The 26,121-nt window shown below is 40.7% G+C and carries 34 protein-coding genes and 5 tRNA genes; 26 read left to right on the forward strand and 13 right to left on the reverse strand.

Going from position 1 to position 26,121, the window contains the following annotated elements; translation table 11 throughout:
* Position 1: 1 nt before the first annotated feature.
* The gene (locus SAR02S_RS01860; RefSeq protein ID WP_052433500.1) at positions 2-436 is read left to right on the forward strand and encodes a cytochrome c3 family protein; all 435 of its coding nucleotides are present in this window, start codon (positions 2-4) and stop codon (positions 434-436) included.
* Positions 437-446: 10 nt separating this feature from the next.
* Positions 447-1,052: a cytochrome c3 family protein gene (locus SAR02S_RS01865; RefSeq protein ID WP_041956388.1), complete on the forward strand. Its 606-nt coding sequence runs from the start codon at positions 447-449 to the stop codon at positions 1,050-1,052.
* Positions 1,053-1,105: 53 nt separating this feature from the next.
* Here SAR02S_RS01865 and SAR02S_RS01870 read toward each other — a convergent pair whose 3' ends face one another.
* The 3 genes from SAR02S_RS01870 to SAR02S_RS01880 are packed head-to-tail and all read right to left on the reverse strand — an operon-like array spanning position 1,106 to position 5,456.
* Positions 1,106-1,684 (reverse strand): DJ-1/PfpI family protein, encoded by a 579-nt coding sequence (locus SAR02S_RS01870; RefSeq protein ID WP_198133060.1) that lies wholly within the window; start codon positions 1,682-1,684, stop codon positions 1,106-1,108.
* Positions 1,685-1,744: 60 nt separating this feature from the next.
* Positions 1,745-3,580, reverse strand: a complete 1,836-nt coding sequence (locus SAR02S_RS01875; protein WP_156961425.1) for an Aq_1262 family (lipo)protein — start codon at positions 3,578-3,580, stop codon at positions 1,745-1,747.
* 34 nt (positions 3,581-3,614) lie between these two features.
* Positions 3,615-5,456: a PhoX family protein gene (locus SAR02S_RS01880; RefSeq protein ID WP_052433501.1), complete on the reverse strand. Its 1,842-nt coding sequence runs from the start codon at positions 5,454-5,456 to the stop codon at positions 3,615-3,617.
* Positions 5,457-5,612: 156 nt separating this feature from the next.
* Here SAR02S_RS01880 and SAR02S_RS01885 point away from each other — a divergent pair, with 156 nt between their 5' ends.
* Positions 5,613-6,353, forward strand: a complete 741-nt coding sequence (locus SAR02S_RS01885) for a dienelactone hydrolase family protein (RefSeq protein WP_041956398.1) — start codon at positions 5,613-5,615, stop codon at positions 6,351-6,353.
* A 44-nt stretch (positions 6,354-6,397) separates the two neighbouring features.
* On the forward strand, positions 6,398-6,769 hold the full coding sequence (locus tag SAR02S_RS01890; RefSeq protein ID WP_041956400.1) for a hypothetical protein: 372 nt from the start codon (positions 6,398-6,400) through the stop codon (positions 6,767-6,769).
* Here the strand turns inward: SAR02S_RS01890 and SAR02S_RS01895 are convergent.
* On the reverse strand, positions 6,766-7,119 hold the full coding sequence (locus tag SAR02S_RS01895; protein WP_041956403.1) for a hypothetical protein: 354 nt from the start codon (positions 7,117-7,119) through the stop codon (positions 6,766-6,768). The genes SAR02S_RS01890 and SAR02S_RS01895 overlap by 4 nt on opposite strands.
* 166 nt (positions 7,120-7,285) lie before the next feature.
* On the opposite strand from SAR02S_RS01895, the gene SAR02S_RS01900 reads away from it, so the two are divergent.
* On the forward strand, positions 7,286-8,590 hold the full coding sequence (locus SAR02S_RS01900) for an EAL domain-containing protein (RefSeq protein ID WP_041956405.1): 1,305 nt from the start codon (positions 7,286-7,288) through the stop codon (positions 8,588-8,590).
* A 17-nt stretch (positions 8,591-8,607) separates the two neighbouring features.
* On the opposite strand, the gene SAR02S_RS01905 is transcribed toward SAR02S_RS01900, so the two are convergent.
* From SAR02S_RS01905 to SAR02S_RS01915, 3 genes are all read right to left on the reverse strand, one after another.
* On the reverse strand, positions 8,608-8,958 hold the full coding sequence (locus SAR02S_RS01905; RefSeq protein ID WP_041956407.1) for a hypothetical protein: 351 nt from the start codon (positions 8,956-8,958) through the stop codon (positions 8,608-8,610).
* 136 nt (positions 8,959-9,094) lie between these two features.
* Positions 9,095-9,517, reverse strand: coding sequence for a thioredoxin TrxC (gene trxC, locus SAR02S_RS01910; RefSeq protein WP_041956408.1), 423 nt, complete (start codon positions 9,515-9,517; stop codon positions 9,095-9,097).
* Between the two features lie 3 nt (positions 9,518-9,520).
* Positions 9,521-10,357: a DUF4392 domain-containing protein gene (locus SAR02S_RS01915; protein WP_041956412.1), complete on the reverse strand. Its 837-nt coding sequence runs from the start codon at positions 10,355-10,357 to the stop codon at positions 9,521-9,523.
* An 80-nt stretch (positions 10,358-10,437) separates the two neighbouring features.
* Between SAR02S_RS01915 and SAR02S_RS01920 the strand changes: the two genes are divergently transcribed.
* Positions 10,438-11,205: a putative hydro-lyase gene (locus tag SAR02S_RS01920; protein WP_041956415.1), complete on the forward strand. Its 768-nt coding sequence runs from the start codon at positions 10,438-10,440 to the stop codon at positions 11,203-11,205.
* A 3-nt stretch (positions 11,206-11,208) separates the two neighbouring features.
* On the opposite strand, the gene SAR02S_RS01925 is transcribed toward SAR02S_RS01920, so the two are convergent.
* Positions 11,209-12,108 (reverse strand): polysaccharide deacetylase family protein, encoded by a 900-nt coding sequence (locus SAR02S_RS01925; protein WP_052433502.1) that lies wholly within the window; start codon positions 12,106-12,108, stop codon positions 11,209-11,211.
* A gap of 80 nt (positions 12,109-12,188) precedes the next feature.
* Between SAR02S_RS01925 and SAR02S_RS01930 the strand changes: the two genes are divergently transcribed.
* Entirely contained in the window at positions 12,189-12,503 is a 315-nt protein-coding gene (locus tag SAR02S_RS01930) for a hypothetical protein (protein ID WP_232293970.1), read from the forward strand.
* Entirely contained in the window at positions 12,504-12,920 is a 417-nt protein-coding gene (locus SAR02S_RS01935; protein WP_041956419.1) for an ester cyclase, read from the forward strand.
* Positions 12,921-13,031: 111 nt separating this feature from the next.
* Here the strand turns inward: SAR02S_RS01935 and SAR02S_RS01940 are convergent, their stop codons facing one another.
* From SAR02S_RS01940 to SAR02S_RS01950, 3 genes are read right to left on the reverse strand one after another with little or no spacing between them, the layout of a single operon-like run.
* Positions 13,032-13,895, reverse strand: a complete 864-nt coding sequence (locus SAR02S_RS01940) for a DMT family transporter (RefSeq protein WP_041956421.1) — start codon at positions 13,893-13,895, stop codon at positions 13,032-13,034.
* 4 nt (positions 13,896-13,899) lie between these two features.
* The gene (locus SAR02S_RS01945) at positions 13,900-14,133 is read right to left on the reverse strand and encodes a VF530 family protein (protein WP_084218428.1); all 234 of its coding nucleotides are present in this window, start codon (positions 14,131-14,133) and stop codon (positions 13,900-13,902) included.
* A gap of 55 nt (positions 14,134-14,188) precedes the next feature.
* Complete coding sequence (locus SAR02S_RS01950; RefSeq protein ID WP_041956424.1) at positions 14,189-14,944, reverse strand: SDR family oxidoreductase; 756 nt, start codon at positions 14,942-14,944, stop codon at positions 14,189-14,191.
* A 198-nt stretch (positions 14,945-15,142) separates the two neighbouring features.
* Here SAR02S_RS01950 and SAR02S_RS01955 point away from each other — a divergent pair, with 198 nt between their 5' ends.
* The 5 genes from SAR02S_RS01955 (at position 15,143) to SAR02S_RS01975 (ending at position 19,701) form a co-directional block, all read left to right on the forward strand.
* Positions 15,143-16,273 carry a branched-chain amino acid ABC transporter substrate-binding protein gene (locus tag SAR02S_RS01955; protein WP_041956426.1) on the forward strand — a complete coding sequence of 377 codons (1,131 nt, stop codon included), beginning with the start codon at positions 15,143-15,145 and terminating at the stop codon, positions 16,271-16,273.
* A gap of 84 nt (positions 16,274-16,357) precedes the next feature.
* Positions 16,358-17,260 carry a branched-chain amino acid ABC transporter permease gene (locus SAR02S_RS01960; protein ID WP_041956428.1) on the forward strand — a complete coding sequence of 301 codons (903 nt, stop codon included), beginning with the start codon at positions 16,358-16,360 and terminating at the stop codon, positions 17,258-17,260.
* Positions 17,257-18,207 (forward strand): branched-chain amino acid ABC transporter permease, encoded by a 951-nt coding sequence (locus SAR02S_RS01965; protein WP_041956431.1) that lies wholly within the window; start codon positions 17,257-17,259, stop codon positions 18,205-18,207. The genes SAR02S_RS01960 and SAR02S_RS01965 overlap by 4 nt, the downstream gene beginning before the upstream one ends.
* Positions 18,204-18,986, forward strand: coding sequence for an ABC transporter ATP-binding protein (locus SAR02S_RS01970; RefSeq protein ID WP_041956433.1), 783 nt, complete (start codon positions 18,204-18,206; stop codon positions 18,984-18,986). The genes SAR02S_RS01965 and SAR02S_RS01970 overlap by 4 nt, the downstream gene beginning before the upstream one ends.
* Positions 18,979-19,701, forward strand: a complete 723-nt coding sequence (locus SAR02S_RS01975; protein WP_041957244.1) for an ABC transporter ATP-binding protein — start codon at positions 18,979-18,981, stop codon at positions 19,699-19,701. The genes SAR02S_RS01970 and SAR02S_RS01975 overlap by 8 nt, the downstream gene beginning before the upstream one ends.
* A 38-nt stretch (positions 19,702-19,739) precedes the next feature.
* Here SAR02S_RS01975 and SAR02S_RS01980 read toward each other — a convergent pair whose 3' ends face one another.
* Together SAR02S_RS01980 and SAR02S_RS01985 are read right to left on the reverse strand one after the other, a co-directional pair.
* A complete protein-coding gene (locus SAR02S_RS01980) occupies positions 19,740-19,961 on the reverse strand; it encodes a hypothetical protein (RefSeq protein WP_041956435.1) in 222 nt (73 codons plus the stop codon).
* 50 nt (positions 19,962-20,011) lie between these two features.
* Positions 20,012-20,755, reverse strand: coding sequence for a YaaA family protein (locus SAR02S_RS01985; protein ID WP_041957246.1), 744 nt, complete (start codon positions 20,753-20,755; stop codon positions 20,012-20,014).
* A 117-nt stretch (positions 20,756-20,872) separates the two neighbouring features.
* Here SAR02S_RS01985 and SAR02S_RS01990 point away from each other — a divergent pair.
* From SAR02S_RS01990 to rplL, 13 genes are all read left to right on the forward strand, one after another.
* Positions 20,873-20,948: transfer RNA gene (locus tag SAR02S_RS01990), tRNA-Thr, on the forward strand.
* Between the two features lie 53 nt (positions 20,949-21,001).
* Positions 21,002-21,086, forward strand: a tRNA-Tyr gene (locus SAR02S_RS01995).
* A gap of 2 nt (positions 21,087-21,088) precedes the next feature.
* Positions 21,089-21,165: transfer RNA gene (locus tag SAR02S_RS02000), tRNA-Gly, on the forward strand.
* Positions 21,166-21,311: 146 nt separating this feature from the next.
* Positions 21,312-21,386, forward strand: a tRNA-Thr gene (locus SAR02S_RS02005).
* A 73-nt stretch (positions 21,387-21,459) separates the two neighbouring features.
* The gene (tuf, locus tag SAR02S_RS02010; RefSeq protein WP_041956438.1) at positions 21,460-22,659 is read left to right on the forward strand and encodes an elongation factor Tu; all 1,200 of its coding nucleotides are present in this window, start codon (positions 21,460-21,462) and stop codon (positions 22,657-22,659) included.
* A gap of 55 nt (positions 22,660-22,714) precedes the next feature.
* Positions 22,715-22,873 (forward strand): 50S ribosomal protein L33, encoded by a 159-nt coding sequence (gene rpmG / locus SAR02S_RS02015; protein ID WP_041956439.1) that lies wholly within the window; start codon positions 22,715-22,717, stop codon positions 22,871-22,873.
* 29 nt (positions 22,874-22,902) lie between these two features.
* A tRNA-Trp gene (locus SAR02S_RS02020) sits at positions 22,903-22,978 on the forward strand.
* 17 nt (positions 22,979-22,995) lie between these two features.
* Positions 22,996-23,175 (forward strand): preprotein translocase subunit SecE, encoded by a 180-nt coding sequence (gene secE, locus SAR02S_RS02025; RefSeq protein ID WP_041956442.1) that lies wholly within the window; start codon positions 22,996-22,998, stop codon positions 23,173-23,175.
* A gap of 9 nt (positions 23,176-23,184) precedes the next feature.
* Positions 23,185-23,715 (forward strand): transcription termination/antitermination protein NusG, encoded by a 531-nt coding sequence (gene nusG / locus SAR02S_RS02030; RefSeq protein ID WP_041956444.1) that lies wholly within the window; start codon positions 23,185-23,187, stop codon positions 23,713-23,715.
* 16 nt (positions 23,716-23,731) lie between these two features.
* The gene (rplK, locus tag SAR02S_RS02035; protein ID WP_041956446.1) at positions 23,732-24,157 is read left to right on the forward strand and encodes a 50S ribosomal protein L11; all 426 of its coding nucleotides are present in this window, start codon (positions 23,732-23,734) and stop codon (positions 24,155-24,157) included.
* Between the two features lie 60 nt (positions 24,158-24,217).
* Complete coding sequence (gene rplA / locus SAR02S_RS02040; RefSeq protein ID WP_041956447.1) at positions 24,218-24,922, forward strand: 50S ribosomal protein L1; 705 nt, start codon at positions 24,218-24,220, stop codon at positions 24,920-24,922.
* A gap of 185 nt (positions 24,923-25,107) precedes the next feature.
* Positions 25,108-25,590 carry a 50S ribosomal protein L10 gene (gene rplJ, locus SAR02S_RS02045; protein WP_041956449.1) on the forward strand — a complete coding sequence of 161 codons (483 nt, stop codon included), beginning with the start codon at positions 25,108-25,110 and terminating at the stop codon, positions 25,588-25,590.
* A 93-nt stretch (positions 25,591-25,683) separates the two neighbouring features.
* Positions 25,684-26,058: a 50S ribosomal protein L7/L12 gene (gene rplL / locus SAR02S_RS02050; protein WP_041956451.1), complete on the forward strand. Its 375-nt coding sequence runs from the start codon at positions 25,684-25,686 to the stop codon at positions 26,056-26,058.
* Positions 26,059-26,121: the final 63 nt, after the last annotated feature.

The raw sequence follows: 26,121 nt of genomic DNA on the forward strand, positions 1-26,121 counted from the left end.
GATGAGAACACTAATAAAATTAATCATAATGACGCTCTTTGTTTTGTGCACAGCTACTTTGGTTGTTGCAGCTGAGAATAGCACTAAGCCACTGCCTTTAATGCCTACAAGCGATAAATTTACAGCACAAAATTACCCAGTAGAGGGTATCCATAAGAAGTTAGGGCTTACATGTACAGATTGTCATCGTGAAAATAAGCCTGAAGCGTATTCTAGTGAGATGCTGGGTAGTTGTTTAAAATGTCATGACAGTTATGAAAAAATCAAAGAGAGAACAGGTCACCTAGGGCATAACAATAATGTTCATCAATCGCCTCATTTTGAAAATTTAGCATGTGATGTGTGCCATAAATCACACAGTAAACCTCTGTCTAATTCTAATCTTTGTGTGCAGTGCCATGGTCAAAACACCATGAAACAACTACTCGTGAAGTAAGGGGATAACGATGAAAAAAATTATATTAATCACAGTAGCAATCAGTTTCGTAGCAACGCTTATTTTAGTGTGGGGTGGACATAAAGTTGTAAAAGCGACAGGCGATGCGCCATTTTGTGGAGCATGTCATTCTTGGGATGGCTTAATTGCTCAAACACATTTACAAGACCCAATACATGGTAATGCAAACCCTAAAGGCGTACAAGCAACCTGTACGGAGTGCCATTTGCCACACAGCTCACTTATTGCTTATTTAGGGGTAAAGGCTAAAAATGGTATTGCTGAAGGGTGGACTACACTCACAGGAGATGCACGTAAAAAAGATTGGTTAGCCAATCGTGAGCATGCGCGTAAAAATTACACGTACGATAGTTCCTGTTTAGAATGTCATAAAGGTCTTTTAGAAAGAGCTGCTAAAACAGAATTTGCAGAAGAGGCTCCAAGTAAAATGCACCTTAAGTACATCAACTTCAAAGGAACCAAAGAAGAGATGCAATGTACCAGTTGCCATCAATTTGTGGGTCACAAAGACCTAGGTGAAATACTCTTTAAACAAAAAGATACCAGACCAACGTCTTGGGATGAGTGGGAAAAACAACGCAAAGAGAAAAAATAGTTTTATAAAAAAGATGGGAAACTTTTGAGTTTCCCATCTTTACATGTAAAAATTTAAAGCGTGATTTTTGTACCCAAAACAGCTAAAAATTTAGCGATCCACTGAGGATGTGCAGGCCATGCGGGAGCGGTGACAAGGTTGCCATCTACGGTAGCTTCGGTGACTTCGATGGCGGCATAGGTTCCTCCTGCTTTGGTCACTTCAGGCGCGCATGCAGGGTACGCTGAGCAGCTTTTACCTTTTAGGACATCCGCTGCTGCTAAAAGTTGTGCTCCGTGGCAAATGGCCGCTATTGGTTTATTGGCTTTGGCAAAATGGCGTACCATTTCTAGCACTTTTTCATTGAGTCTAAGATACTCAGGAGCGCGACCACCGGGAACAACAAGGGCATCAAACTCTTCGGCTTTGATGGCATCAAATGTGCCATTGAGTGTAAAATTGTGACCGGGTTTTTCACTGTAAGTCTGGTCTCCCTCAAAATCATGAATAGCTGTGCGGATAAACTCACCCGCTTTTTTGTTTGGGCAAACAGCAATCACTGTGTGACCCACTGCACTTAACGCTTGAAAAGGCACCATAACTTCGTAATCTTCAACATAGTCTCCGACGATAAACAGAATTTTTTTTGCCATCATGACTCCTTTAAAATGGTGTTATATTTGATTATATCCCGTAAAGATTATAAAATCAAATTATTTGTAAGCCTGCTCATAAACCAAAGGATAGTTTAAAAGTGGCAGATATTCGCCATCATACGACGCATCATTTTCATCGATCAATGTCTCGATAATACCCGCTCCCTGAGTCAAAGTTGCCTCTTTTTCGACGGGTCGGTCGGTGATGATTTCACCTATTTGATACGGCGTTCCATCAAGATGTGTGTAGGTGTCTTTGCCAACTCTTGCGTAGCGGTAGGTAAACGGTGTCTTGGCAAACACATCTTTTCCTAAAGTGAAGCGTTGGGTTGCAACGATTTTTCGGTAACCAATGGCACCATTCAAAGCCTCTTTATCTGTTGGATACAGCAATCTTGGATGAATAAAACCTTCCTTTGTCAGATACGCTTTTATCTCCACAAATTCATTCATCAGCTTTACATGTAAACGTTGCTGTTCCATTAATGTGCTTGAATTTTCCAAGTCCAAAGTGCGCCAGTTATCGATATAACCGTGTTCTTTAGTGATCGTTTCCATCAAAAAAACTTCCATATTTTCAGGCATGACACCATACAAATTGGCTCCGACAACATGTTTTAAAAACGTTCCAAATTCGCCTTGCTGTGTTTTGCGATTAAGTGGATCACCTCTACCCGAAGTCGCTTTACCTTCTTTGATGGCGTAAACGAGATAATCCATCTCAGCCCAGCCTAGCTTGTCGGGAAATTTACGAGGAAACGCCCACGTCGAATCAATCGTGTTGCTGCTTCCAGAAGTAAAAGAAGAGGGCTCAAAACCGTAGTTGTCGCTATGGCATCCTACACACTGCATCAACTCTTCACCCTTTTGTGCTCGTAAATGCCCTTTGGCATCTTCGATGAACCCTGCGAGTATCCAGCCCGCTCCATTGTTGATCCACCCTTGTTTTTCATTCAGATACAATGGTGCATCTTCCTCTTTTTCTGCCGCTTCTCCTGGGTAATACATACGCGTTTTAACCATATAGCGTATCTCTTTCACCCGTGTGGCGCGTGTACCATTTTTTCGCAGATCGACATAATGCAAAGGATGGGCAAACTCGGTGTAAAGAGGGTAAAGCCCACAGTGAACTTCGATCTCTTTTGCCTTACCGTAGTAGTTTTTAGGATCATTCGCTTCGAGCCTATCGGTAATGGCTCGCTCTAATAGGTCAAGATTTTGAGTATAAATGGCTTCACTCCAAACCCCTTTTTCATCTTGCATAAAAGCTTTAGGGAGGCGAATGTAAATGCCAGAGACACTGCTACTCATCGGCGTAAAGATGCCATACGGCATAAAATTGATGGCACGCCAACCGGTCATATCTGCAAACAATGCGCGTGTTTTAGCGTGTGTTCGCACAAATCCATCCGCTTTAGCAGGAAGGTCAGAAGGGCTTAGATCAGGAAAAAGCCGCCAAGCTGAGTCATCGTCTCCATTTTCCCATCCCAATTTCCAACCACGTTTGGCATACGCTTCGCTCCAATTATCTTCTTCCAAATAGCTAAGCATTTTGTGTTCATCAAAATGGTTAAGACTTTGTTGATACGCTGTTTCCAATTTTTCAGGTAAGAGGGTATTTTCCCAAGGATTGATACTCGGCGATTTGGTTTGCTGGGTGGCAGGGGCAAAACTGTAGGTGGTTTGCAGATTGCCCGTAATGCTTGAGAGTCCCGCTTGAGGGTTGTTATTCCCAAGACGTGCGCGAGCAGGTGCATTGGTATGGCAGAACATACAGGCGTTTTGAGCTCCCTCACTTGTTTCGATGTAGCACTGTGCAGGAATGTTCGCATACGGGTTTGCAAAGGTCGTTCGACTGATAAATTTACCTTTTAGTGCGCCACCGAAGCTCACGAGGGAGCTAAGGCAGAGTGTGAAAAGGAGGCGATTAAAGCCCTGGGATACCATAAATATACCCTACAGGTGCTTGGAATTTATCGATTTTTGGAGCTACTTTACTTTGCAACTCTTTATCCATCGTTTTGATAAAATCACCTTGGTGTTGTGCGTTGCTCATGATGTATGCAAAGCCGTTCATATTTTCAACCACTTGAAGTCCTGTGGACTCTGCACCTGCTGGCGTGGAGAGAATGCGAGAGAGTTTTTTTGTATCGATATTATACGCCCAAACGTAGTTATTAACATGCGTTCCACTGTCTTCACCGATGAAAAGCGTACGCGCGCGTGAGGAGTAAAAGAGGTTGTCGGTATTGGCAACTTTATCGACAGCACAGGTGTTTCCAAGTGCATCGGTAGCGATCTCTTCACCTAAAAGTGCGGAAGGTACAGACATGTTTGTAGGTACAAAATCACTGGGGATCAGTTCCCCTTTACTATCCGAAATGTTAGAAGAAAGGCTCACTTCGTAGGTTCCACCACAGCGATTTTTAGCGACTTTGATGTCATCTTTGGCAAAGCTTGCATCTTTTGCCATTCCTTTTTCGATGTAGGACATAGCGATGTAGAGTTTTTTATCTTCTTTGTTAAACGCTACGCCTTCCATTTTGTTAAACTCTGTGGTCGCTCCAAGGTAAGCGGCATATCGACGTGTCTCTAAAAATGCGGCTGCACGTTCCATATTGGGTTTGAGTTTGAGGTACTCGATCTCAGAGTGTCCCGCTTTGACTGCCTTAAAGCCTTCATGTTTTTGTGGGTCAAACTCAGCAGGGGCGTACGCTTCAAAGATGTCACTGAAGCTCAGTTTCTCTTTCCATTGAGAAACTTCATTAGAGCTTGCGTGTCCTAGTTTGATCCAACTGAGTTTTGCTTGTCCGCCATCCTTGGCTCCATCTTCATTCGTTTGAGACCAAATGGCAGCATACAGTGTACCGTTATCCAAATCTTTTGCCTTATCTCCTACGTACATGTAAAGGCCTACTTGCGCACCGTCATCGCCAAAAAAAGCTGTTTTTTCGTCGCTCATGACTTTTGCCATCTCCCATGTGCCATGGCCCATCGCATAGTGTTTTGTGACCGTGGTTTTGCCATTCTCTGTCACGCTCACTTCGGTGATGTAACCATAGTCATAGGCTTTGGCTTGTTGTTTGCCTTCAAAATAGAGGTCGCTCATGGCTTTAAGCCCTTTTTGCGCTTTTTTGTACTCTTTGCCACTCGCGGCCGTAAAGTAAAGATCATAATCTTCTTCGCTTCCTAAGTGAGTATTCCAAGGCGTTTGCGACCCAGCACATGGAATCCAGATGCCACCCACTTTGGAAAAGTCAATCGGGTACTGATCGACGGCTTTAAGCTTGCCATTTTTTGCATCTTGTTTAATGGTGGTAAGTGTCATACTCATAGGAGCGCGCTCATACCATGTATCTGTTTTCTCAGCCGAAGAGCCATCGCTTAAAATCCAGTCGTATTCGTAGTGGGTGACAAGGTAGAGTGAACCGTTTACGTTTAACAGTGAGTTACTATCGGGAGTTTCAGCAATGAGTGGTTTTCCAAAAGGGTCAAGCAAAGGTTTCATCGAAGCAGTGTAGAGTTGCCCTGCTGGATTTTTGTTGGTTCCTACTTTATCTTTAACACCAAAAAGTGTTTCATAAGAGAGTGACTTTTCGATTTTCCCACCGTTTGCAGTGTGGATGATGACTTTAGCTTCTGAGTACGCTTTTGCCATTTTTTCAGGAGTGCTTGGTGCATCCATACCTATAAATTCAACCAAGCTTCCTGCACATAAACTTGATGCCACAAATGAGAGCGATACACAGAGTGTCTTAAGAGATTTCACGAGATCCTCCAGATAAGATTTTGATACGATAATCGTAGGCTAGAAGAGTTACAAAGATGTTACAAACTTTAAAAAATAGTGTTAAATCAATAATGCCCTAGATGAGTTGAAGAAAGGTGCTCTACAATAGAGAAATTTATACCCTAAGGAGACAATATGAAAAAGTTTTTAGTGGCTACAATAATGTTATGCCTTGCAACATGGGGCTTTGCCAAAGAGGGTTTTGTTTCGTATGTGGTGGACGGAAAAACGTATGAGGGTTACTATACAACACCTTCAGATGAAGCACCACTGGTTTTTATTATTCACGATTGGGATGGACTCAATGAGTATGAAATGACACGCGCAAAGATGCTCAATGATCTAGGATATGGTGCATTTGCGATAGACCTTTTTGGCAAAGGTGTAAAACCTGCAACGATTGATGAGAAAAAAGCACTGACCAATGCGCTTTACAATGATAGAATGAAGATGAAAAAGCTCCTTGATGCAAGTTACCAAGCGGCTAAAAAAGAGGGTGCAAATGTTGGTAATGCTATAGGAATTGGTTACTGTTTTGGTGGTGCAGCACTTTTGGAGATGGCGCGCATGGGAGCTCCGCTTAAAGGTTTTGTCAGTTTTCATGGAGGGTTAGCGACACCAGCGGGTGAAGATTATAAACAGACCAAAGGTTTTGTACTTATTTTGCATGGATCAGCCGATGCAAGTGTAAGTTTGGATGAGTTTACAGGGCTTGCCAAAGAGCTTGAAGCAACTGGCATTAAGCATGAAATGATTTCGTACAGCGGTGCTCCTCACGCATTTACTGTTTTTGGAACCGACAGATACCAAGAAATTGCCGATAAAAAATCATGGAGAAGACTGGTTGAATTTTTAGACGAGACACTCTCAAAATAGGGTATATTTTTTGCTTGTAACTTTACATGTAAAAGGAGTTAACGATGGACAACAGACTATTTCAAATTGACCCGTATGCAGGTATTAGTTACGGACTTTACAACTCGGTTAAAGGTGATAAAGGAAGTTTTGAAGATTTTTTGTTGCACTATGACTCAACAGGAGCCAATAAAGAGGATAGTTCATGGTTCACCAAGCTTGTTAAAGAAGATACCACCAATGCCCTGAATTCTCCCGAAGTGTGGGAAGCGATGAATACTTTGGGCGTCAATGGAGTGGATCTTTTAGGAGCTGGAAGTTCATCTGATTTTTTTGACACACAAGTCAGTGGACTCAAACTTCAACTTATGCAGGCTTTTAGTAAACGTGATGATTATAAAGAGATGAAACCGTTACTCGATCAATTAATGAGCTAACGACACAAATAAGTGATAATATCTAACTCAACGGTGCCAATGGTCGGTTGGTACCATTGTGTTGGATTGTTTTGAATCTCTCTGGCTGAGCGCGTACTACTTCCAACTTGCCTGATATAGCGCGAAGGGCAATTAACTTCAGCTTTAATATAAACAATCGTATCAAAGCTCTGACGTCTTAAGGTGATAGAGCTTATCGTTGCTTGCCTTCCTTCTTCTAAGACGTAGTATTTATAGATATCTTTATACGCAGTTCGAGGTATTTCTATTTCTTGGGATTTGCCTAAACTATAGGTATTGAGGGCTAAGACAGCACCGCAAATTATTGCTAATTTTTTGACTCTAAGCATAAACATCTCCTCTATCAATCTTGCCTAAATTGTAGCAAAAGCTGGCTCAATATACGATAAGAGTATTGTGTTTGTGAAACTAAAATGTCACAATTTCATAATTTATTCATCTTTTGGGTACAATAAGTTTCTTCACATTGTTACACGTTTGTATAAAGGGCTTTGTATGGGAAATAGCGCTGAAAAAGAGCAAGAACAACAAGAGAAGATTAAACTTTTATCGCGCGAACTCCGTGTGGTGCAAAAAAATCTCGTCGATCAGTTTTACACAGACCCTCTCACACGCCTTCCAAATCTTTATAAGTTACGCCACGACCTTGAAGAGACGAATGACTTTACGCTTATCATTGCGAACATCGACAACTTTAAATTGCTGAATGATTTTTATGGTTTTGTTGTTGGTGACTTCATCTTAGAGTCGTTTGCAAAAACCCTCAAAATTGAGCTTCAAGAGATTTCTGTTTACCGCATTGCTGGCGATGAGTTTGCTATTTTAGTGCGCGAGAAAATGAGTTTTTATCTTTTGAAAAACTATCTCAATCATCTCACCAAGCAACTTACCCATCTCAAATACGCTTATGCACAAACAGAGATTTATGTCGATTGTACGCTTTCATCTAGTGCGAGTTTCATAAACGATGACATCTTCTCTAAAGTGAGTATGGCTTTAAAATACGCAAAAAAAGAGCAACTAAAGTTTTGGATATATGAAGACACGATGAACTTTTCACAAGAGTATGAAAGCAACCTCAAGTATGCGACCAAAGTGCGCAAAGCCATCGTTGACTACTCAGGTATCGTGCCTTATTTTCAACCGATCATCGACAATCTAACCAATGAAATTGTAAAGTTTGAAGCACTTTCTCGCCTTGTTGATGAAGAGGGTATCATCCACTCACCACACAATTTTATTCCAATTGCCAAGATGATTAAAGTGTACGACAAAATCACGATGACCATCATCGACAAGAGCTTTAAAGCTTTTGAAACACATCCGTTTGATTTTAGCATCAACCTCTCTTTTGAAGATATTATTAACCAAGAGATTTACGACTTTATCATCCGAAAATTGCGTGACTCCAACATGGGGCATCGCATAACCTTTGAGCTTTTAGAGTCTGAGAAGGTCAATGACTTTGACAAAGTAGTGCATTTTTTCAATGAGATCAAACGTTATGGGGCAAAAGTTGCGATAGACGATTTTGGAAGTGGCTTTTCAAACTTTTCATATATCATTAAACTGAGTCCTGACTTTATCAAGATCGATGGCAGCCTTATTAAAGACATTGACAAAGACAAAAACGCACAAATCGTTGTTGAGACTATCGTTGACTTTTCCAAAAAACTGGGCATCAAAACAGTCGCGGAGTTTGTGCATTCCAGTACAGTCCTTTCCACCGTGAAAAGGCTAGGCATAGACTATTCACAGGGTTATTTTATCGATATGCCATCCCCGCAAATTACACCTTAAAGCTTTACATGTAAAGCTTAGGCAACCTCAGTATCCCAAAGTATGGAGACACCATATTCGAGATCTGGGATGATGTATTTAAAATACTCGCTCGTTCCTTTTCGTCCATGCAGACGCACAGCGATCTGTCCCTCTTTTAGAAGTTGCTTCATCTCGTATTCACTCAGGCTTCGTTTGTTCCAGCGTAAAAAAGTGTTGGAGTAAACTCGAAAACGACAGGTTGCATCGCTACTAAAAACATAGTCATCGTTGATGTCACGCTCTTTTTTTGCATGCTCGCAACTGTAAAGATTGACTTTTTGACCTTGAATGGTAAGCTTTTGTGACACCACCGTTCCACCGCAGTAAGGACATTTACCAAGAACCATGACACACCTCAGTTTTGATTTATGAGGTTATGGTAGCAAAGTGGGAGAAGAGAGGTTTGAAATATTGCAATTTGAAAGATTTTATTTTTTGGAGTAGTTCGCGATAAACAGTTATTTAGAGAGAATAAGAGAGGTTTTATAAAAACCTCTCCACAAATCTATCCAAGCCTTCATCATTCATAGCACCCGATACACGCTCAACCTCCACACCATTTTTAAAAACAATCAGCGTGGGGATAGAGCGAATTTTAAAGCGCGAAGCGAGGAATTGTTCTGCTTCGGTGTCGACTTTGGCGAAGAGCACACGAAGAGGGTAAGCGCGTGCAGCTTGTTCATAGATAGGTGCAAACATTTTACATGGGCCACACCAAGGTGCCCAAAAGTCTACGATGACGGGAACATCGGTACTCTCTAATACGGCTTCTAGGGTGTCGCTTGTAAGTGCAAGTGGGTGTGGGTCGAGTAAGGAAGCCTTGCATTTTCCACAATTGGCTTTTTTATAGACTTCCAGTTTTGGAACATTATTGGTTGCGAGACAAGAGGGGCAAATAACTTTCATGCTTTATCCTTGTGTAGCGTAATCTTTAAGTGCTTGGAGAATTTGAGGCTCTAATGCCCACTCTTTACCATCGACGGACATGACAGACTCTCGTTTGATGCCATCCACCGAGCCTTTTTCTACAATGAAGGCAAGGTACTTTTCAACTTCTTCAAAACTTGGCAGAACATTTACATGTAAAGATTTTTCAAGCTCTGCGATAAAGCCATAACCTCCCCAGTTAGAAACCGAAGCGATCATCGGGTAGTCGCAGGGAATGACACAGTAGTCATAAAAGAATTCTTTGTTTTTGAGCACGTCTGCAAAGCTTCCCATTCCCACTTCATTGCCACCATCGCCTATCCCAAAACTAGGAGCGGTTTGACTTCCTTTTCTAAAGAGTTCATCCACGGGTGCTGTAAACTCTTTGATGTCAACGCCACGAGCGTTGAGGTAGCGACCCTCAGCATTTTGTCCGCAGCGCTCGATGGAGAGATGGCAAATAGGTTTGTAGGTGTTTAAGATCATCGTGCTCTCTTCCTCACTCAGCCCAGAGAGGGGAATATAGAGCGTTTTGATGTCAGGAAAATAGTCTTCACAAAAAGAATCGGTGATAATAACAGAGGTATACCCTAGCTTTTCAAACGCTTTTGCTAAAAAGTACGCACCCAAAGGGCCATCGGTCTCAGCAAAACCTGCAACGTAAAACCCTGTATAGATGAAAATAACACCTTTTTCGAGTTTCAAAAAAGCCTGAACAGCATTTTTAGTATGTTCATTGGGAAAGTGAGCTTGAATTTTATCCATATTGCGGGTAGAGTGTTGGAGAACGATCTCTTCAATTGTATGAAAATTGCGCATGAAAGCCTTTACATGTAAAAAGTTTACTGGAAAAATTGTACCTAAAATTTGATACAATTTAACCAAAAAAAGGGATTAAAATGTATCCAAAAGAGTTGCGCGCTAAAATTGCCAAAGGCGAATTTACAAGACCGACAGCGGGTGAATGTCCTGGATACATCCAGATGAATATGGTAGCGCTTCCAAGAGAGTACGCCAAACGTTTTGAAGCGTTTGCCAAAGAAAATGCCAAAGCCATTCCTGTGCTCGAAGTGATTCACGAGGGACATCTCTCCAAAGTACTTGCCCCAGGTGCAGACATCTTAAACGAGATACCAAAGTACAACATTTTAAAAGAGGGTGTGGTGGTTGAAACGGTAACGGATATCACACCGTATTACAATCCTGATCTTGTCTTTTTCTTGATTGGGTGTAGTTTTTCATTTGAAACGGCACTGATTGAAAATGGTATGCCGCTTCGCCATGTCGATCAGCAAAAAAATGTTGCGATGTACCGCACGAACATCGCACTCAAATCGGTTGAAGGCTTTTCGGGGGAAATGGTGGTCAGTATGCGTCCAATCAAAAAAGAGAAAGTGGCGGATGCATGTGTGGTCACAAGCCATTACCCACGTATGCACGGCTCACCGATTCAAGTGGGTTACCCTGAGATGATCGGCATTAACGATGTTTCAAAGCCTGATTATGGCGATGCTATTGAGATCAAAGCAGATGAAATTCCTCTTTTCTGGCCATGTGGCGTGACACCGCAAAATGTCATTTCAAGCATGAAACTTCCTTTTGCGATCACCCACTCACCGGGGCATATGTTTGTGACCGATAAAAAAGATAGCGAGTACTACGAGTAAGATTTACTGAACAAACGCTTCTTTGATGGCATGAAACTTATAGTTTTTCACGACATCAGGAAGCTTTTTCTCCATCATTGCAATTCCCTGAGGCTCATTCTTATTGCCATGAATAAGAATGATACTTCCCGTTTTGATCGGCTCATTCTTCGCAATCCACGCATTAGCACCCAAAGGAATCAAAAAGTAGGTTTCCCTAAGCTCACGCATCAGTTTTGCATCGGCAATTAAGCCTGGGAAGCGAAAGAAGACCGAGGGCGTAATGCCTTCTTCTAAAAGCGTTTTTTCTACTCCTAATATTTCTGCTTTGACATCGGTGTTTACATGTAACATGAAATTTTGACGTTCAACAAGTTTGGGGTCGTAAAAATGGGTATGCGTGTGGTTCACCCATGTGATCTCTAAAAGTGGGTTTTTTAAAAGTGCTTCAAACTCTTTTGTGTGATGTTCCCTCCAAGCCGAACTGAGCGCAATGGCGATGGGTGTTTTTCCATTTTGTTTGGTTAAATGCTCTATAAATTCACTCTCATAGCCTTTTTTAGCAGAAGGGCAGAGATCCATCGTGAGGTAAATGGCTTTATCATTTTGCGTAGTGCCATGTGTTGCACCACCTTTACCCTGTAAAGCTGTAGCATCGGAAAGTTGTTTTGCAAAGGGTGTTTTTGAAAAATTTTCATCTAAAGGCATGAACTTTGAGGCATCGAACGAGAGGACTTTGGTTTGCAAGGTTTGCGTGTTTGTGGTGAGGTAAAAAGTGACACCACTCAGCTCAAAACGCCGAGAGACGAGAAAGAGTGTGTCGTTTTCTTGGTACTGCTTTGTAAATATCTCATAGTGTTCAATATGCTCAATCGCAGACAATGGAAGCCAACAGAGCATCATAGAAAAAAATAGTCTTAACATGCAAACTCCTTTTACAAGAATTTTAGCTCTTTTTTGAAAAAATATGATTATAATTTTGCTAAATATTGTCTAGGCGGTGTTTGAGTTTTCAAACGGATTTGAAGGCGGTAACGCCTAAGCGAAATAATGAGAATGAGAGAATGACGGTCAACGAAGCAGTTTTAGAGATGCGTTATAGTGGAATCCCTGAAGAAGATATTGAGGCGATTCTCGAGATTTGCAAGAAGACGGGGCTAAGCCCTCAAAACATTGACAAAGAGCTTGAAAAAAGAAGCTTAGATAAAGTGTTTGAGCTTGAGTACGATGCAAGCGAGAGTTGGTTTGAGCGTGGTGCAAGTGCTGCTCCTGCACATAAAGCAGTAGCAAAAGAGGGATCAGAAAAGGAAAAAAAGTAGATGGCAAAGCAGATAAGACAACTGATTGAAGAGTACTACGAAGTGCTTTGGAATGAGAAGAAACTTGACCAAGCACACAAATTTTTAGACCCTTCGCTTAATTTTAGAGGCTCTTTAGGTATGAGAGTCGACAGCATCAATGGCTTTTGTGACTATGCCAAGATGCTTTTTAGTGCTTTTCCAAATCTTTACCATGTGATTGAAGACATTGTCATTGAAGGTGATAAAGCCGCTGTAAGACTGGTATATACAGCAACGCACTCAGGAAAGCTCTTTGGATTTGAGCCAACGGGCAACCGTATCCGTTACTCAGGTGCGTGCTTTTTTAAATTTGAAAACGAAAAAATTGTCGATGCGTGGGTTTTAGGTGATCTTAACGCCTTATATGGACAGCTTAACGTCGCTGAGCATCATTAAGAGTTTCTTTTAGAACTCTTAACACGCTTTCAAAGCAAAGCTTCTCAAGCTACGTTAACACTGTGTTCTCTTCGGCAGAGTGCCCACACTTTGCCTTTTGCAAAAAGGCAATTAAACATTATATTGTTTAGCTTCTTTATGTGCCATCATTGAGTGAACGATCAAGGTCGTCACGATGATGGCGCCTCCCATCAATGTATTGATATGCGGTTTTTCATCCATGAGTATCCAGACCCAAAAGGGTGCTAACACTGGCTCAATAATCGTCAAAAGTGCCACTTCCACCGAAGGTAAGACTTTCGTCCCCATGCCAATAAATGCCCGTGAAAGCGGTGTTAATAACGCACCCATAAAGACAATAATCCAAAGTGAATAGCTATCGGGCACGATAATCGGTGCTGTGAGTGCTGCTAAGAGTGAAGCGATGAGCGCACCCGTTCCAAAACACGCGAGACGATTAGCCTCTTTGTCGCGTTCTAAAACTGCGAGCATCGATACAAAAGCAAGCACACAGCCAAAAGCGTAGAGATTTCCTTCCATATTGCCCAGTTCTAAATCATTGAATAAAATAATGGCAAGCCCTATGAAAACAAAAAAGATTGCCCCAAAAGTACGGCGTGGTGTTTTTTGTCTGAAAAAGATAAACGCGATCATTGCACTTACCAGCGGTCCTGTACTTAAGATGAACACAGCGCTGGCAACACTGGTATGTTTGATGGCAAGAATAAACAAAAGATTGCTCAGTCCTATACAAAGTCCACTCCACAAGATAGAGGAGAGATGGTTTTTATAGAGGGATGCAATGTTATTTTGATGCCTTGACCACAAGGTAATATTCATCGTTAAAAACATGCATAGACCAAAGTAAAACGTAAAATTTTGGGCAGGCACATGTGTCATCTTAATGAGTGGTGATTCAAAACTCATTAGTAACATACCAAGGGAGGTAATCCCAAAGGCTTTGGTGTAGCTCATGGAATTACTTCGTTTGGTTTTTACGAAAGTTGATGTAGAGTTTTTCGATTTTTTCGCGTGCCCAAGGGGTTTTTCGGAAAAATTTTAGGCATGAGTTGATGCTAGGATTGACATGAAAACAGTTCATGTGCATCATTTCATCGAGCTTTTCCCAGCCATAATGCGCTTGTAATTCAGTGACGAGCTTTTCGAGCGTGACACCATGAAGTGGGTTTTTTGTTTGTTCGTTATTATTCATTGATTCCTCAAAAATGGATTTTACATGTAAGGAAAATCCTTACATGTAAAAAGATTTAGTTATTACGTTCTACACTAAGTCCAGCATAGCTTTGGACGGTTGGCATGATCTCGATGCGGTTGACATTGACATGCTCTGGAAGCTCTGCCAAAGAGAAAATAGCATTGGCGATGTCATTTTTAGAAAGGGGCGTCGTGTTTTTATACACAGAGTCCGCTTTTGATTTATCGCCTTTAAAACGTACATCGGAAAATTCGGTTTGTGAAAAACCAGGCTCAATGTTGGTCACACGTATGTGCGTGCCTTTTAGGTCAGTTCTAAGGTTAAGGGAGAACTGTTTGACAAACGCTTTGGTCGCACCGTAAACGTTTCCACCCTCATACGGCCAACTACCCGCCGTTGAGCCAATGTTGAAGATATAACCCGTTTTGCGTTCGACCATTACGGGGAGCACGGCTTTTGTCATGTAGAGCAGACCTTTAATGTTGGTGTCGATCATCTTCTCCCAATCATCTAAGCTTGCTTCATTGGCATGTTCTAAGCCCAAAGCAAGGCCGGCGTTGTTGACCAAAATATCAATATTTTTATACTCTTTTGGCAAAGAAGCGATCGCATTAAATACCTCTTCTTTTTGGGTCACATCAAAACAAAGGGGCAAAATATCGCAGGTTGGAAGTTTAGCTTTTAAAGCTTCCAAACGCTCTTTGCGACGACCTGTAACAATGACTTTATAGCCAGCTTTGGCAAATCTCTCAGCCGTTGCTTCTCCAAAACCTGAAGTAGCACCTGTAATCAAGACGATTTTTGACATGACACATCCTTTGCACTTTTTTCAATTATACAAGATAGAGGTATAATGATAGCTTTTGTTGAAATTTGCATCACATTTTTTTAAGCAATTTTCTCAAAAATATATTAAGATACTTTACATGTAAAAAGTGTTGTTTTCGTAATTTTAAATTTTAATAGGGCACAATGTAACAAATAAAAATTAAAAAAAGGAGTGCGAGTGAAGAGACTATTTCCAAAGTTGACTGCTTCTTTGGCAGTGTGTTCGGTTCTTGTGAGTGCGAGTGTTGCAGCTACAAATGTGATTAAAATAGGTGTTCAAGCGCCTATTACGGGGCAATATGCCAATGAAGGGCAAAGCATCGACAATGGTGTTAAACTCATTGTGGATCAATACAATGCTAAAGGTGGCGTTTTAGGCAAAAAAATCGAAGTCGTAACATGCGATGACCAAGGAACGGCGCAACAAGCGGCTATTTGTGCGAAAAAACTGGTGAATGAAGGCGTAAAAGCCGTCATTGGTTCGTACACATCAGGAGCAACCGAAGCAGCACAAACCACCTATAACCGAGCAGGGGTACTTCAAACCAGTGATGGTACGAGCGACTCTTTGATTGCACACAAATACTGGACATTTTTCAGAAATTCATTTCCAAACAGTGCTGAAGCAGACTACACAGCCAAATACTTTGTGGATGGAAAACAGTATAAAAAAATCGTTATTCTCTCAGACTACTCAAGCTACTCAACTGACTTAGCCGATGCGACTATCAAAGCACTCAAAGCTAAAAATGCCAACATCATTTATGAAGGCAAAATCAAATCAGGCTCTCAAAACTTTACAGCGACTTTGACAAAAATCAAGTCAATGGATCCCGATGTTATCTACTTTAGCGGTTACTACACCGATGGAGGATTATTGCGTGCTCAACAAATTCAGCTTGGTATCAAAGCAGACTTCGTTGGAGGCGATTCGAATGACAATCCTGATTACATGAAACTAGCAGGCGAAAGTGCTAAAGGAACGCTTCTTATCAACGTGCCAACCCCAGATATATTGCCATACGATATTGCAAAAACATTTTTAACGGACTACAAAACGAAATTCAATGCGACCCCTGCGTCTATCTGGTCGCTGATGAACGTGGATGGCCTTCGTGCTATTTTACATGTAATGGAACAAACCAAATCAGAAGATACAAAAGTGATCGCTGAGGGCTTACATCAGCTCAAAGATTTTCCTGGCATTACAGGTCCTGTAACGTTTAGAGAAGATGGTGAGCGCATAGGTGGTGGTTATATGACGTATGAAGTTCAAGCCGATAAAAGCTACAAAATCGTTTATCAATAAGCATTTTACTGGTACACTTCCAGCGCACATTGCCAAGGAGATATTTTTTCTTGGCAATGTCATTCTATTAAGATAAGGGTATCTATGGATATTTTTTTACAACAAATGGTCAATGGTCTGACCATCGGAAGTCTCTATGCACTGGTTGCTTTAGGCTATACGATGGTGTATGGCGTCATGCGGCTTATCAACTTTGCGCATGGTGACCTCGTTGCATTTTCTGCGTTTATCGGGTTGAGTGTTTACGCACAAATTTTTGGAGAGAGTGTCACCTCTTTGGGTGCGATTATTGTCGTGTTTGCATTGTCTGCTCTGATTGTTGCTTTTGTAGGTGTACTTCTTGAGCGCCTAGCGTATAGGCCTTTACGAACTGCACCACGTCTCAGTGCCGTGGTTTCTGCTCTTGGAGCAGGGCTTGTGATTCAAAATTCCGTGATGCTTATTTGGGGCCCCAATATGAAAATCTTCCCCTCCAATTTTTTCCCTGCAACGATTTGGGAAATTGGAGGCATTGTGATTACGTTTACGCAAGTGATGATTTTAGGTGTCTCATCGGTTTTGATGGTCGGGCTTTACTTTTTTATTCACCAAACCAAAATTGGCACAGCCATTCGTGCCGTGGCGATTGACCAAGATGCTGCAAAATTGATGGGCATTAATGTGGGTCGCATCATTATGATTATCTTCATCATAGGCTCTGCTTTAGGCGCCGTGGCAGGGCTTTTTATAGGTTCATATTACCGAGGTATTACCTTTGATATGGGATGGATGTACGGGCTTAATGCCTTTGTTGCCGCCATCATGGGAGGTATCGGAAATATCCCGGGTGCGATGCTAGGAGGCCTTCTTTTAGGGCTTTTTAATGCAATGATAACAGGCTACATCTCAACGCAGTGGGCAGAAACCTTTACGTTTGTTCTTTTAATTGCGATCTTAGTCTTTAGACCGACAGGAATCCTCGGCGAAACTGTGGCGGAGAAAGTATGATGACAAAAAGCAGTCTTATAGCACTTTTTGTGCTCGTTTTTATGGGCTTTTTCCCTTTGTTTGTGGACTCTGCATGGTTGGCGATTGGAACAACGTTTTTGGTTTTCTCGGTCGTAGCACTTTCCCAAGACATCATCTTAGGACGTGCAGGTGTTTTTCACATGGGACATGCAATGTTCTTTGGCATGGGTGCGTACACCACGGCTATTCTCAATGTCAACTTTGGACTTCCTATTCTTGCGACATTATTACCAGCCATCATCGTACCGATGGTTTTTGCTTTTATATTAGTCGCACCCATTATTCATCTAAGAGGCGATTATCTGCTTGTAGCAACCATTGGGTTTAATATCATTTTTATTCAAGTACTTCAAAACGATGTTTTTGGTTTAACAGGCGGCCCCAATGGTCTCTTTGGCATTGATGTGGTAAAACTTTTTGGCTTCGAGCTTTCCTCTCAAACCCATATGTATTACATGGCGTTTCTATTACTTGGTGTAACGCTTCTGATTATTCGCAATCTTGATCGCAGTAAATTTGGACGCGCGATGTTTTACATTCATAAAGATGAGATTGCCGCTCAAAGTATGGGGATTAACATACGCTACTTTAAACTCTATGCGTTTATTTTGGGTGCGGGTATTGCGGGGGCTGCTGGAAGTATGTTCTCCATTCAGTATTCTGCGGTGAGTCCTGAGGCATTTAACGTTACTCAGTCCATTATGTTTTTTACCATTGTTTTGGTTGGCGGTTCCGCTTCCTTGCCAGGTGTTTTAATCGGCACATTCATTATGTTTGTGCTTCCTGAAATGTTTAGAGAGTTTGAAACGGCACGTTATTTGGTCTTCGGCATTGCGATGATTTTGACCATGATCTTAAGACCGCGCGGTATTTGGCCTGTCAAATTTGGCACTATTCCAGACTTTCTCAAAAAGGAGGTCAAATGAGCGAATATATCTTAGAAATCAGTCATGTCAGCAAGTATTTTCAAGGGCTCATTGCTATTAATGACCTCTCCATGAAAGTGAAAAAAGGACAGATTTACGGCATTATCGGTCCTAATGGTGCGGGTAAAACAACACTGTTTAACTGTATTACAGGTATTTATCGACCTGAAATTGGAAAAATTCTTTGGAAAGGGCAAGACATTAAAGGTGTGAGTCCTGATAAAATCGCAGCCTTAGGCATCCTTCGCACCTTTCAAACCATTCGTCTTTTTGCTGAGATGAGTGTGGCGGAGAACATTATGTCAGGTCGCCACATCAAATCAAAACAGCGTTGGTACAATGGTGTGATTCCTACACCAGCTTATTACAAAGATGAGAAAGAGAACTGGAAAAAAGTGGGCGAGTTGATGGCGTTTTTCAACCTTTCAGAGTATGCGACAACGCCAGCTGGGGACCTTTCCTATGGCATTCAAAGACGCATTGAAATGGCGCGCGCACTTGCAGCCGAGCCAGAGCTTCTCATTCTCGATGAGCCTGCGGCTGGTTTGAATGAAAACGAAACGTTAGAGCTCACGCAAACCATTCGCAAAATCCAAGCAATGGGCGTTACCATTATGATGATCGAACACGATATGGATATGGTCATGAGTTTGACCGAATACATTACGGTCATTAACTTTGGTGCCAAGATTAGCGAAGGCGTGCCTTCCCATGTTCAAGACGATCCAGTGGTCATTGAAGCGTATATTGGAAGTGATGAGGACGATAATGATGAATGAGAGATTATTGGACGTTAAAAATTTACATGTAAACTATGGTGCAGTCGAAGCGATTAAAGGAATTGATTTACATGTAAACAGAGGCGAAGTGGTGACCATATTGGGAGCCAATGGCGCGGGGAAGACTACGACACTTCAAACGATTAGTGGTCTTTTAAAATCAAATTCTGGCAGTATCGTGTTTGATGGTCACGATATTACACAAACACCTGCACATGAGATTGTCGGTTTTGGTATGAGTCATTCGCCAGAAGGACGTCGTGTGTTTGGCACGCTCAGTGTTGAGGAAAACCTTATGATGGGCGCTTACAGTTTGAAAAAATACGATGAACAAACGTTGGAATGGATCTATGAGATAATGCCGCGTTTGTATGAGCGTAAAAGACAGCTAGCGGGAACACTGAGTGGTGGCGAACAGCAGATGCTTGCCATTGGACGAGCGATTATGAGTAAACCCAAGTTACTTATTTTGGATGAGCCTAGTTTGGGGCTTGCTCCTGTTTTGGTAAAAGTTATCTTTAAAGCAATTAAAGAGATCAGTAAAAGTGGTGTAACTGTACTTTTGGTCGAACAAAATGCAAAAGCAGCCCTGAAACTAGCCAATCGTGGTTATGTTTTGGAACTAGGCAAAATAACACACAGCGGCAGTAGTGAGGAGTTGTTAACGTCAGAAGTCATTCAAGAGGCGTATTTGGGCAAGAAAAAAGAGGTTTAAAAAAGTAGAGTGTTAGGGGCTTTAATCCGCCCCTATGATTATTTGAGTTTTTCGATAATTTCTTGATTGAGCTCAAGCTTTTCTTTATTTTTTGCTATTTTTTCGCTGTTCTTAGCAATATCTTTCTTATTTTTATCAATTTCTTCTCGGTTAAGCTCGATAAGCCTAGTGAGTTCATCAACCCTTCGTTCGTACTTATTGATAAGATAATAGATCACGTAAACCAGTACACCAATAACGATCCATTGTAAAACGTCCATGAGCCTTTCCTTTAGTCAAATTTGCTGATATTGTACACTTTTAATTCAAATCAATCAATAATGTCAAAGACGTATTCGCGTTTGAGTTTTTGCTCCAAAATTTCGCGAATGCGTAGTCCATCAAAACTAATTTCACCCAGCTCCTTTTCATTTGCAGGCTGATGAAGTGCAATCTGGCGTAAAACCTCTCCACGATAGGCTTTAGCAAAGTGACTTACCACTTTTCCCTGCTTGAGAAACTTCATAGTAATGTAGGGGTATTTAAGAGTGTAAAACTTCTCGTAAAAGCCAGCACGCAAATCAACAATCGTTTCATTTTCGAGCAAGGTATCTATGGCATCGCTAAAATGTTCTTTATAGAAGAGTTCTGTTTTAAAACCATCTAAATTTTCGCCTTGTTGGAGTTTATAATCAGGAATCAAATCTTTCGCTAAAAGGGGACCAAAGAGATTTGAAAAAATAAGAACATTGTTTTCAATAAAAGTTTGCGCACTTTCATCCAGTGTTTCAAAACAGAGATGATCGTAGGCAATGCCATTGTAGCGTTCAATAGCTTTACATGTAAATGAGGTGAAAATATTTTTGCTTGCTTGCACGGATACTTTGTATTCGTCTTTGAGTCCAAAAAGCTGTTGAAGTTTTGGGATGTCAGCTTTTTCTAAAAGTGTTTGGTATTGATCTAGGACATAAAGGCGTTTTTCATATAAATATGGAAAAGAAAAGCTCTTTTCATTGATAGGTTGAGCTATGCCAATAGCTCTTTTTGTTTCGCTTGGAGAGAATAAAATTTTCATGGCAACCCTTTGTTTGCTAACGTAAAAGAGCATTTTAGCCAATTTCATGTAAAACATCTCAAAAAGTATTGACTTTGGAAATCTTTTGAGATATAATTTCACCTCACAATCAAGGGTGCTGGTGTAGCTCAGTTGGTAGAGCAACTGCCTTGTAAGCAGTAGGTCGGCGGTTCGATTCCGTTCACCAGCTCCATTTTTGTTTGTGAAAGACAGTGTTTGACCAGCAATGAAATATGGTAAAAATACGGTGAGATACTCAAGTGGCCAACGAGGGCAGACTGTAAATCTGCTGACTATGTCTTCGAAGGTTCGAATCCTTCTCTCACCACCATTGCGGGAGTAGCTCAGTTGGCTAGAGCATTAGCCTTCCAAGCTGGGGGTCGCGGGTTCGAGTCCCGTCTCCCGCTCCAAGATTTTATAAGCAAACTGGGAGCTGTTGAATTTCTTCTGCTTTAGGGCACTACAGAACAAGTTCAGTAGTCTTACCTTCCTTTCCTTAATAAAATCAAATTATTATTATTGTTGCGGTACAATTTGGTCCACCCTTTTGTAGTCGGCTCATATGGCTCAGGGGTAGAGCACTTCCTTGGTAAGGAAGAGGTCGAGGGTTCAAGTCCCTCTATGAGCTCCATCACTCAAAAAGTTTTTAATAACTTTGACAAATTGAAATGTATTAAAAAAACAAACTCATTACGGAGGAAAAAATGGCAAAAGAAAAGTTCTCTAGAACCAAGCCACACGTTAACATTGGAACCATCGGTCACGTTGATCATGGTAAAACTACGCTTACAGCTGCAATCTCTGCAGTTCTAGCGACAAAAGGTCTTTGTGAATTTAAAGATTACGATGGTATTGATAACGCTCCTGAAGAGAGAGAGCGTGGTATTACTATTGCAACTTCTCACATTGAATATGAAACAGAAAATCGTCACTATGCACACGTAGATTGTCCAGGTCACGCGGATTACGTTAAAAACATGATTACAGGTGCTGCTCAAATGGACGGCGCTATTCTTGTTGTTTCTGCAGCAGATGGTCCTATGCCACAAACTCGTGAGCACATCCTTCTTTCTCGCCAAGTAGGTGTTCCATATATCGTTGTTTTCATGAACAAAGCTGATATGGTTGATGATGAAGAACTTCTTGAGCTTGTTGAAATGGAAATTAGAGAACTTCTTAGTTCATATGACTTCCCAGGTGATGATACTCCAATCGTTGCTGGTTCAGCGCTTAAAGCACTTGAAGAAGCAAAAGCTGGTACAGTTGGCGCATGGGGTGAGAAAGTTCTTGCTCTTATGGCAGCAGTTGATGCTTATATCCCAACTCCAATTCGTGAAACTGAAAAAGATTTCTTGATGCCAATCGAAGACGTATTCTCAATCTCAGGTCGTGGTACCGTTGTTACTGGTAAAATCGACAGAGGCGCTGTTAAAATCGGTGAGACTATCGAAATCGTAGGTATCAAAGATACAAAAACTACAACTGTAACTGGTGTTGAAATGTTCCGCAAAGAGATGGAGCGTGGTGAAGCTGGTGATAACTGTGGTATTCTATTACGTGGTATCAAAAAAGAAGACGTTGAGCGTGGTATGGTTCTTTGTAAGCCAAAATCAATCACTCCACACACTGACTTTGAAGCTGAAATCTATGTTCTTTCAAAAGAAGAGGGTGGCCGTCATACTCCATTCTTTAACAACTATAGACCACAATTCTATGTTCGTACAACAGACGTAACAGGTTCTATCACATTACCAGAAGGTACTGAGATGGTTATGCCTGGTGATAACGTAAAAATTAAAGTAGCTATGATCGCTCCAATCGCTCTTGAAGAGGGTACTCGTTTTGCAATCCGTGAGGGTGGTAGAACTGTTGGTGCGGGTGTTGTTGCAACAATCATCAAGTAATTTTAACATGTAAAGGGCTTATCCCCTTTACATGTAATCAAGTCAAGGAAATATTATGACCGTTAAAATCGGACTAAAGTGTTCTGAATGTGGTGACATTAATTACACTACAACTAAAAACAGCAAAACAGTTACTGAAAAAGTTGAACTTAGCAAGTATTGTGCAAGACTGAAAAAACACACTATTCATAAAGAAGTGAAATTAAAAAGTTAAGTCTCTAAACAGACTTAACTTTATCATGTAGGGTAGTAGCTCCAATGGTAGAGCGTCGGTCTCCAAAACCGCAGGTTGTGGGTTCGAATCCCTCCTACCCTGCCACTAGTCGAGGTAATACAATGGAAAAATTAAGAGCTTATTATCATCATTCTAAAGCTGAATTGTCAAAGGTTATATTCCCGATTAAAGAACAGATTCGAAATGCTTTCATCTCTGTCTTTGTCGTTGTAACCGTGATTTCACTCTTTTTGGCGTTGATTGATGCTATTATGTCTTTTTCTTTATCTTCTTTAATTTAAGGAGAAAGAATGGCACATAGATGGTATGCAATTCAAACCTATGCAGGTAGCGAGCAAGCAGTCAAAAAAGGAATCATTACTCTTGTTAACGATCATGGTATCGCTGACAAGTTAGAACAAATTGTTGTTCCAACAGAAGATGTAATTGAAGTTAAGAATGGTAAGAAAAAGATTAGTGAGCGAAGTTTATATCCGGGTTATGCATTTGCAAAACTGGATTTAGATACAGCACTCTGGCATCTTATTCAATCATTGCCAAAAGTCGGAAGATTTATCGGTGAGGCTAAAAAGCCAACACCTTTGAGTGAAAAAGATATTGCATTGATTTTAGAGAAAGCAGAGAAAAAAGGTGCGCCTAAACCAAAAATCTTCTTTGAAAATGGTGAAAGTGTTAGGATTACAGAAGGTCCTTTCGCAAACTTCACAGGTTCAGTAGAAGAGTATGATATGGTTCATGGCAAACTCACACTCAATGTTTCAATCTTCGGTAGAAGTACCCCTGTTGAGATTCTTTATTCTCAAGTTGAAAAAATAGTCTAAGCGTAAAGGAAAAAAAATGGCAAAAAAAGTCATTGGCGAAATTAAATTGCAAATTGAAGCTGCTAAAGCAAACCCATCACCTCCAGTTGGTCCAGCACTTGGTCAACGTGGTGTAAACATTATGGAATTCTGTAAAGCATTTAACGAAAGAACAAAAGAGATGGCAGGTTTTAGAATTCCTGTTGTTATCACTGTTTATGCTGACAAAAGTTTTACATTTGTTACAAAACAACCACCTGCAACTGATCTTATCAAAAAAGCAGTAGGCCTTAAAAGTGGTTCAAGTAACCCTTTGAAAAACAAAGTTGGAACACTTAACAAAGCTCAAATTCTTGAGATCGTTGAGAAAAAAATTGCTGATCTTAATACAACTGATCGTGAAGCAGCTGCGAAAATTATTTCAGGTTCTGCAAGAAGTATCGGTATTAACGTCGTCGATTAATGATAACCCTTTACCGTCAGGGTCAATAAAGGCGGAAGCAAAATTATGCGGAGATAAAGAATGGCAAAGAAAGTAAATAAAAGATTTCAAGAACTTTTGAAAAAAGTTGATAACGATAAAAAATATTCAGTAAGTGACGCACTTGGTAATATCAAAAACCTTGCATCTGCAAAATTTGATGAGACAATCGAAGTAGCACTTAAACTCAATGTTGATCCAAGACACGCTGATCAAATGGTAAGAGGTTCTGTTGTTCTTCCTGCGGGTACAGGTAAGACAGTTCGTGTTGCTGTTATTGCTAAAGACGAGAAAGCGGATGAAGCAAGAGCTGCTGGTGCTGATATCGTTGGTAGTGATGATTTGATTGAAGAAATTCAAGCAGGTCGTATTAACTTTGATGTTTTGATCGCAACTCCAAACATGATGGGTTTAGTTGGTAAAGTTGGACGTATTCTTGGACCAAAAGGTATCATGCCGAATCCAAAAACAGGTACAGTAACTATGGATGTTGCTAAAGCTGTTGAGAATAACAAAGGCGGTCAAGTAAACTTCCGTGTTGACAAACAAGGAAATATCCACGCAGGTATTGGTAAAATTAGCTTCACATCTGAGCAAATCAGAGAGAACTTTGAAGCATTTATCAAAGCAATCAACAAACATAAACCTGCTGCTTCAAAAGGTAAATATATTAAAAGTGCTGCATTGTCATTGACAATGAGTCCATCTATGAACCTTGAAAATCAAGAATTAATCGACCTTAGATAAATATCAATTCAAACTCTTGCAATTAAATTGCTTAGAGTTTGAATGCCTTTGACTTTAATCAAAAAGCATTGCTTTTTGACATTGTAATGTATGTACTTAATCTTATGATTGGAGAGAGTAGAGGCGAAAGCTTAATTTGAGGTAACTCATCTCTACTTGAAATCACCAGTTGGAAAGGAGAAAAATTGACAAGAACAGAGAAAGCTGAATTTATTAGTTCTCTAACTGAAGAGTTTAAATCTTCCGACGGTTTAATTGTTTGTGACTATAAAGGTCTTAATGTTAAAGCGATCGAAGCATTGAGAAATGCTTCAAGACCAGAAGCGGTAAATGTTAAAGTTATTAAAAATACTTTGGCATCAATTGCTATGACAAATGCTGGTATCGAAGGACTTGAACTTAAAGACACCAACATTTTTGTTTGGGGCGCTGATCAGTTAGCTGTAACAAAAATCGTTGCTACATTCGCCAAAACAAATCCAAATTTTGTAATTAAATCTGGTTTTGCTGGTGGTATTGTGGTTGATGCTGCTAAAGTTGAAGCACTTTCTAAAATGCCATCACGTAATGAGCTTATTGGAATGCTTCTATCAACTTGGATGGCACCAATTACAAACTTTACCATTGGTCTTGATGCACTTCGTGCTAAAAAACAAGAGTCCGAATAGAGTGTATTTGTAAGGCTTTAGTCTTACATGTAAGGTGCAAGAGCAGGACTCTTGTAAAATCATTATAACTATAAAATAATCAGGAGATTTGAAATGGCAATTTCAAAACAAGACGTATTAGAGTATATTTCAGGTCTTAGTGTACTTGAATTGAGTGAACTAGTAAAAGATTTCGAAGAGAAATTTGGTGTATCTGCTGCTCCAGTTATGGTTGCAGGCGCTGGTGCGGCTGTTGCTGCTGAAGCTGCTGAAGAGAAAACTGAGTTTGATGTTATCCTTAAAGATGGCGGCGAGAAAAAAATCAACGCTATTAAAGTTGTTAGAGAAATCACAGGTCTTGGTCTTAAAGAGGCTAAAGATGCTGTTGAAGGCGCTCCTACAACCGTTAAAGAGGGTGTATCTAAGCAACTTGCTGAAGAGATCAAAAAGAAACTTGAAGAAGCTGGCGCTGTCGCTGAAATCAAGTAATTTTATTACTTTAAGAGAAGCCTTGTGCTTCTCTTTTAAAACTTTTTCCCTGGAAATTAATTA

Source organism: Sulfurospirillum arsenophilum NBRC 109478, from assembly GCF_000813345.1.
GTDB lineage: Bacteria > Campylobacterota > Campylobacteria > Campylobacterales > Sulfurospirillaceae > Sulfurospirillum > Sulfurospirillum arsenophilum.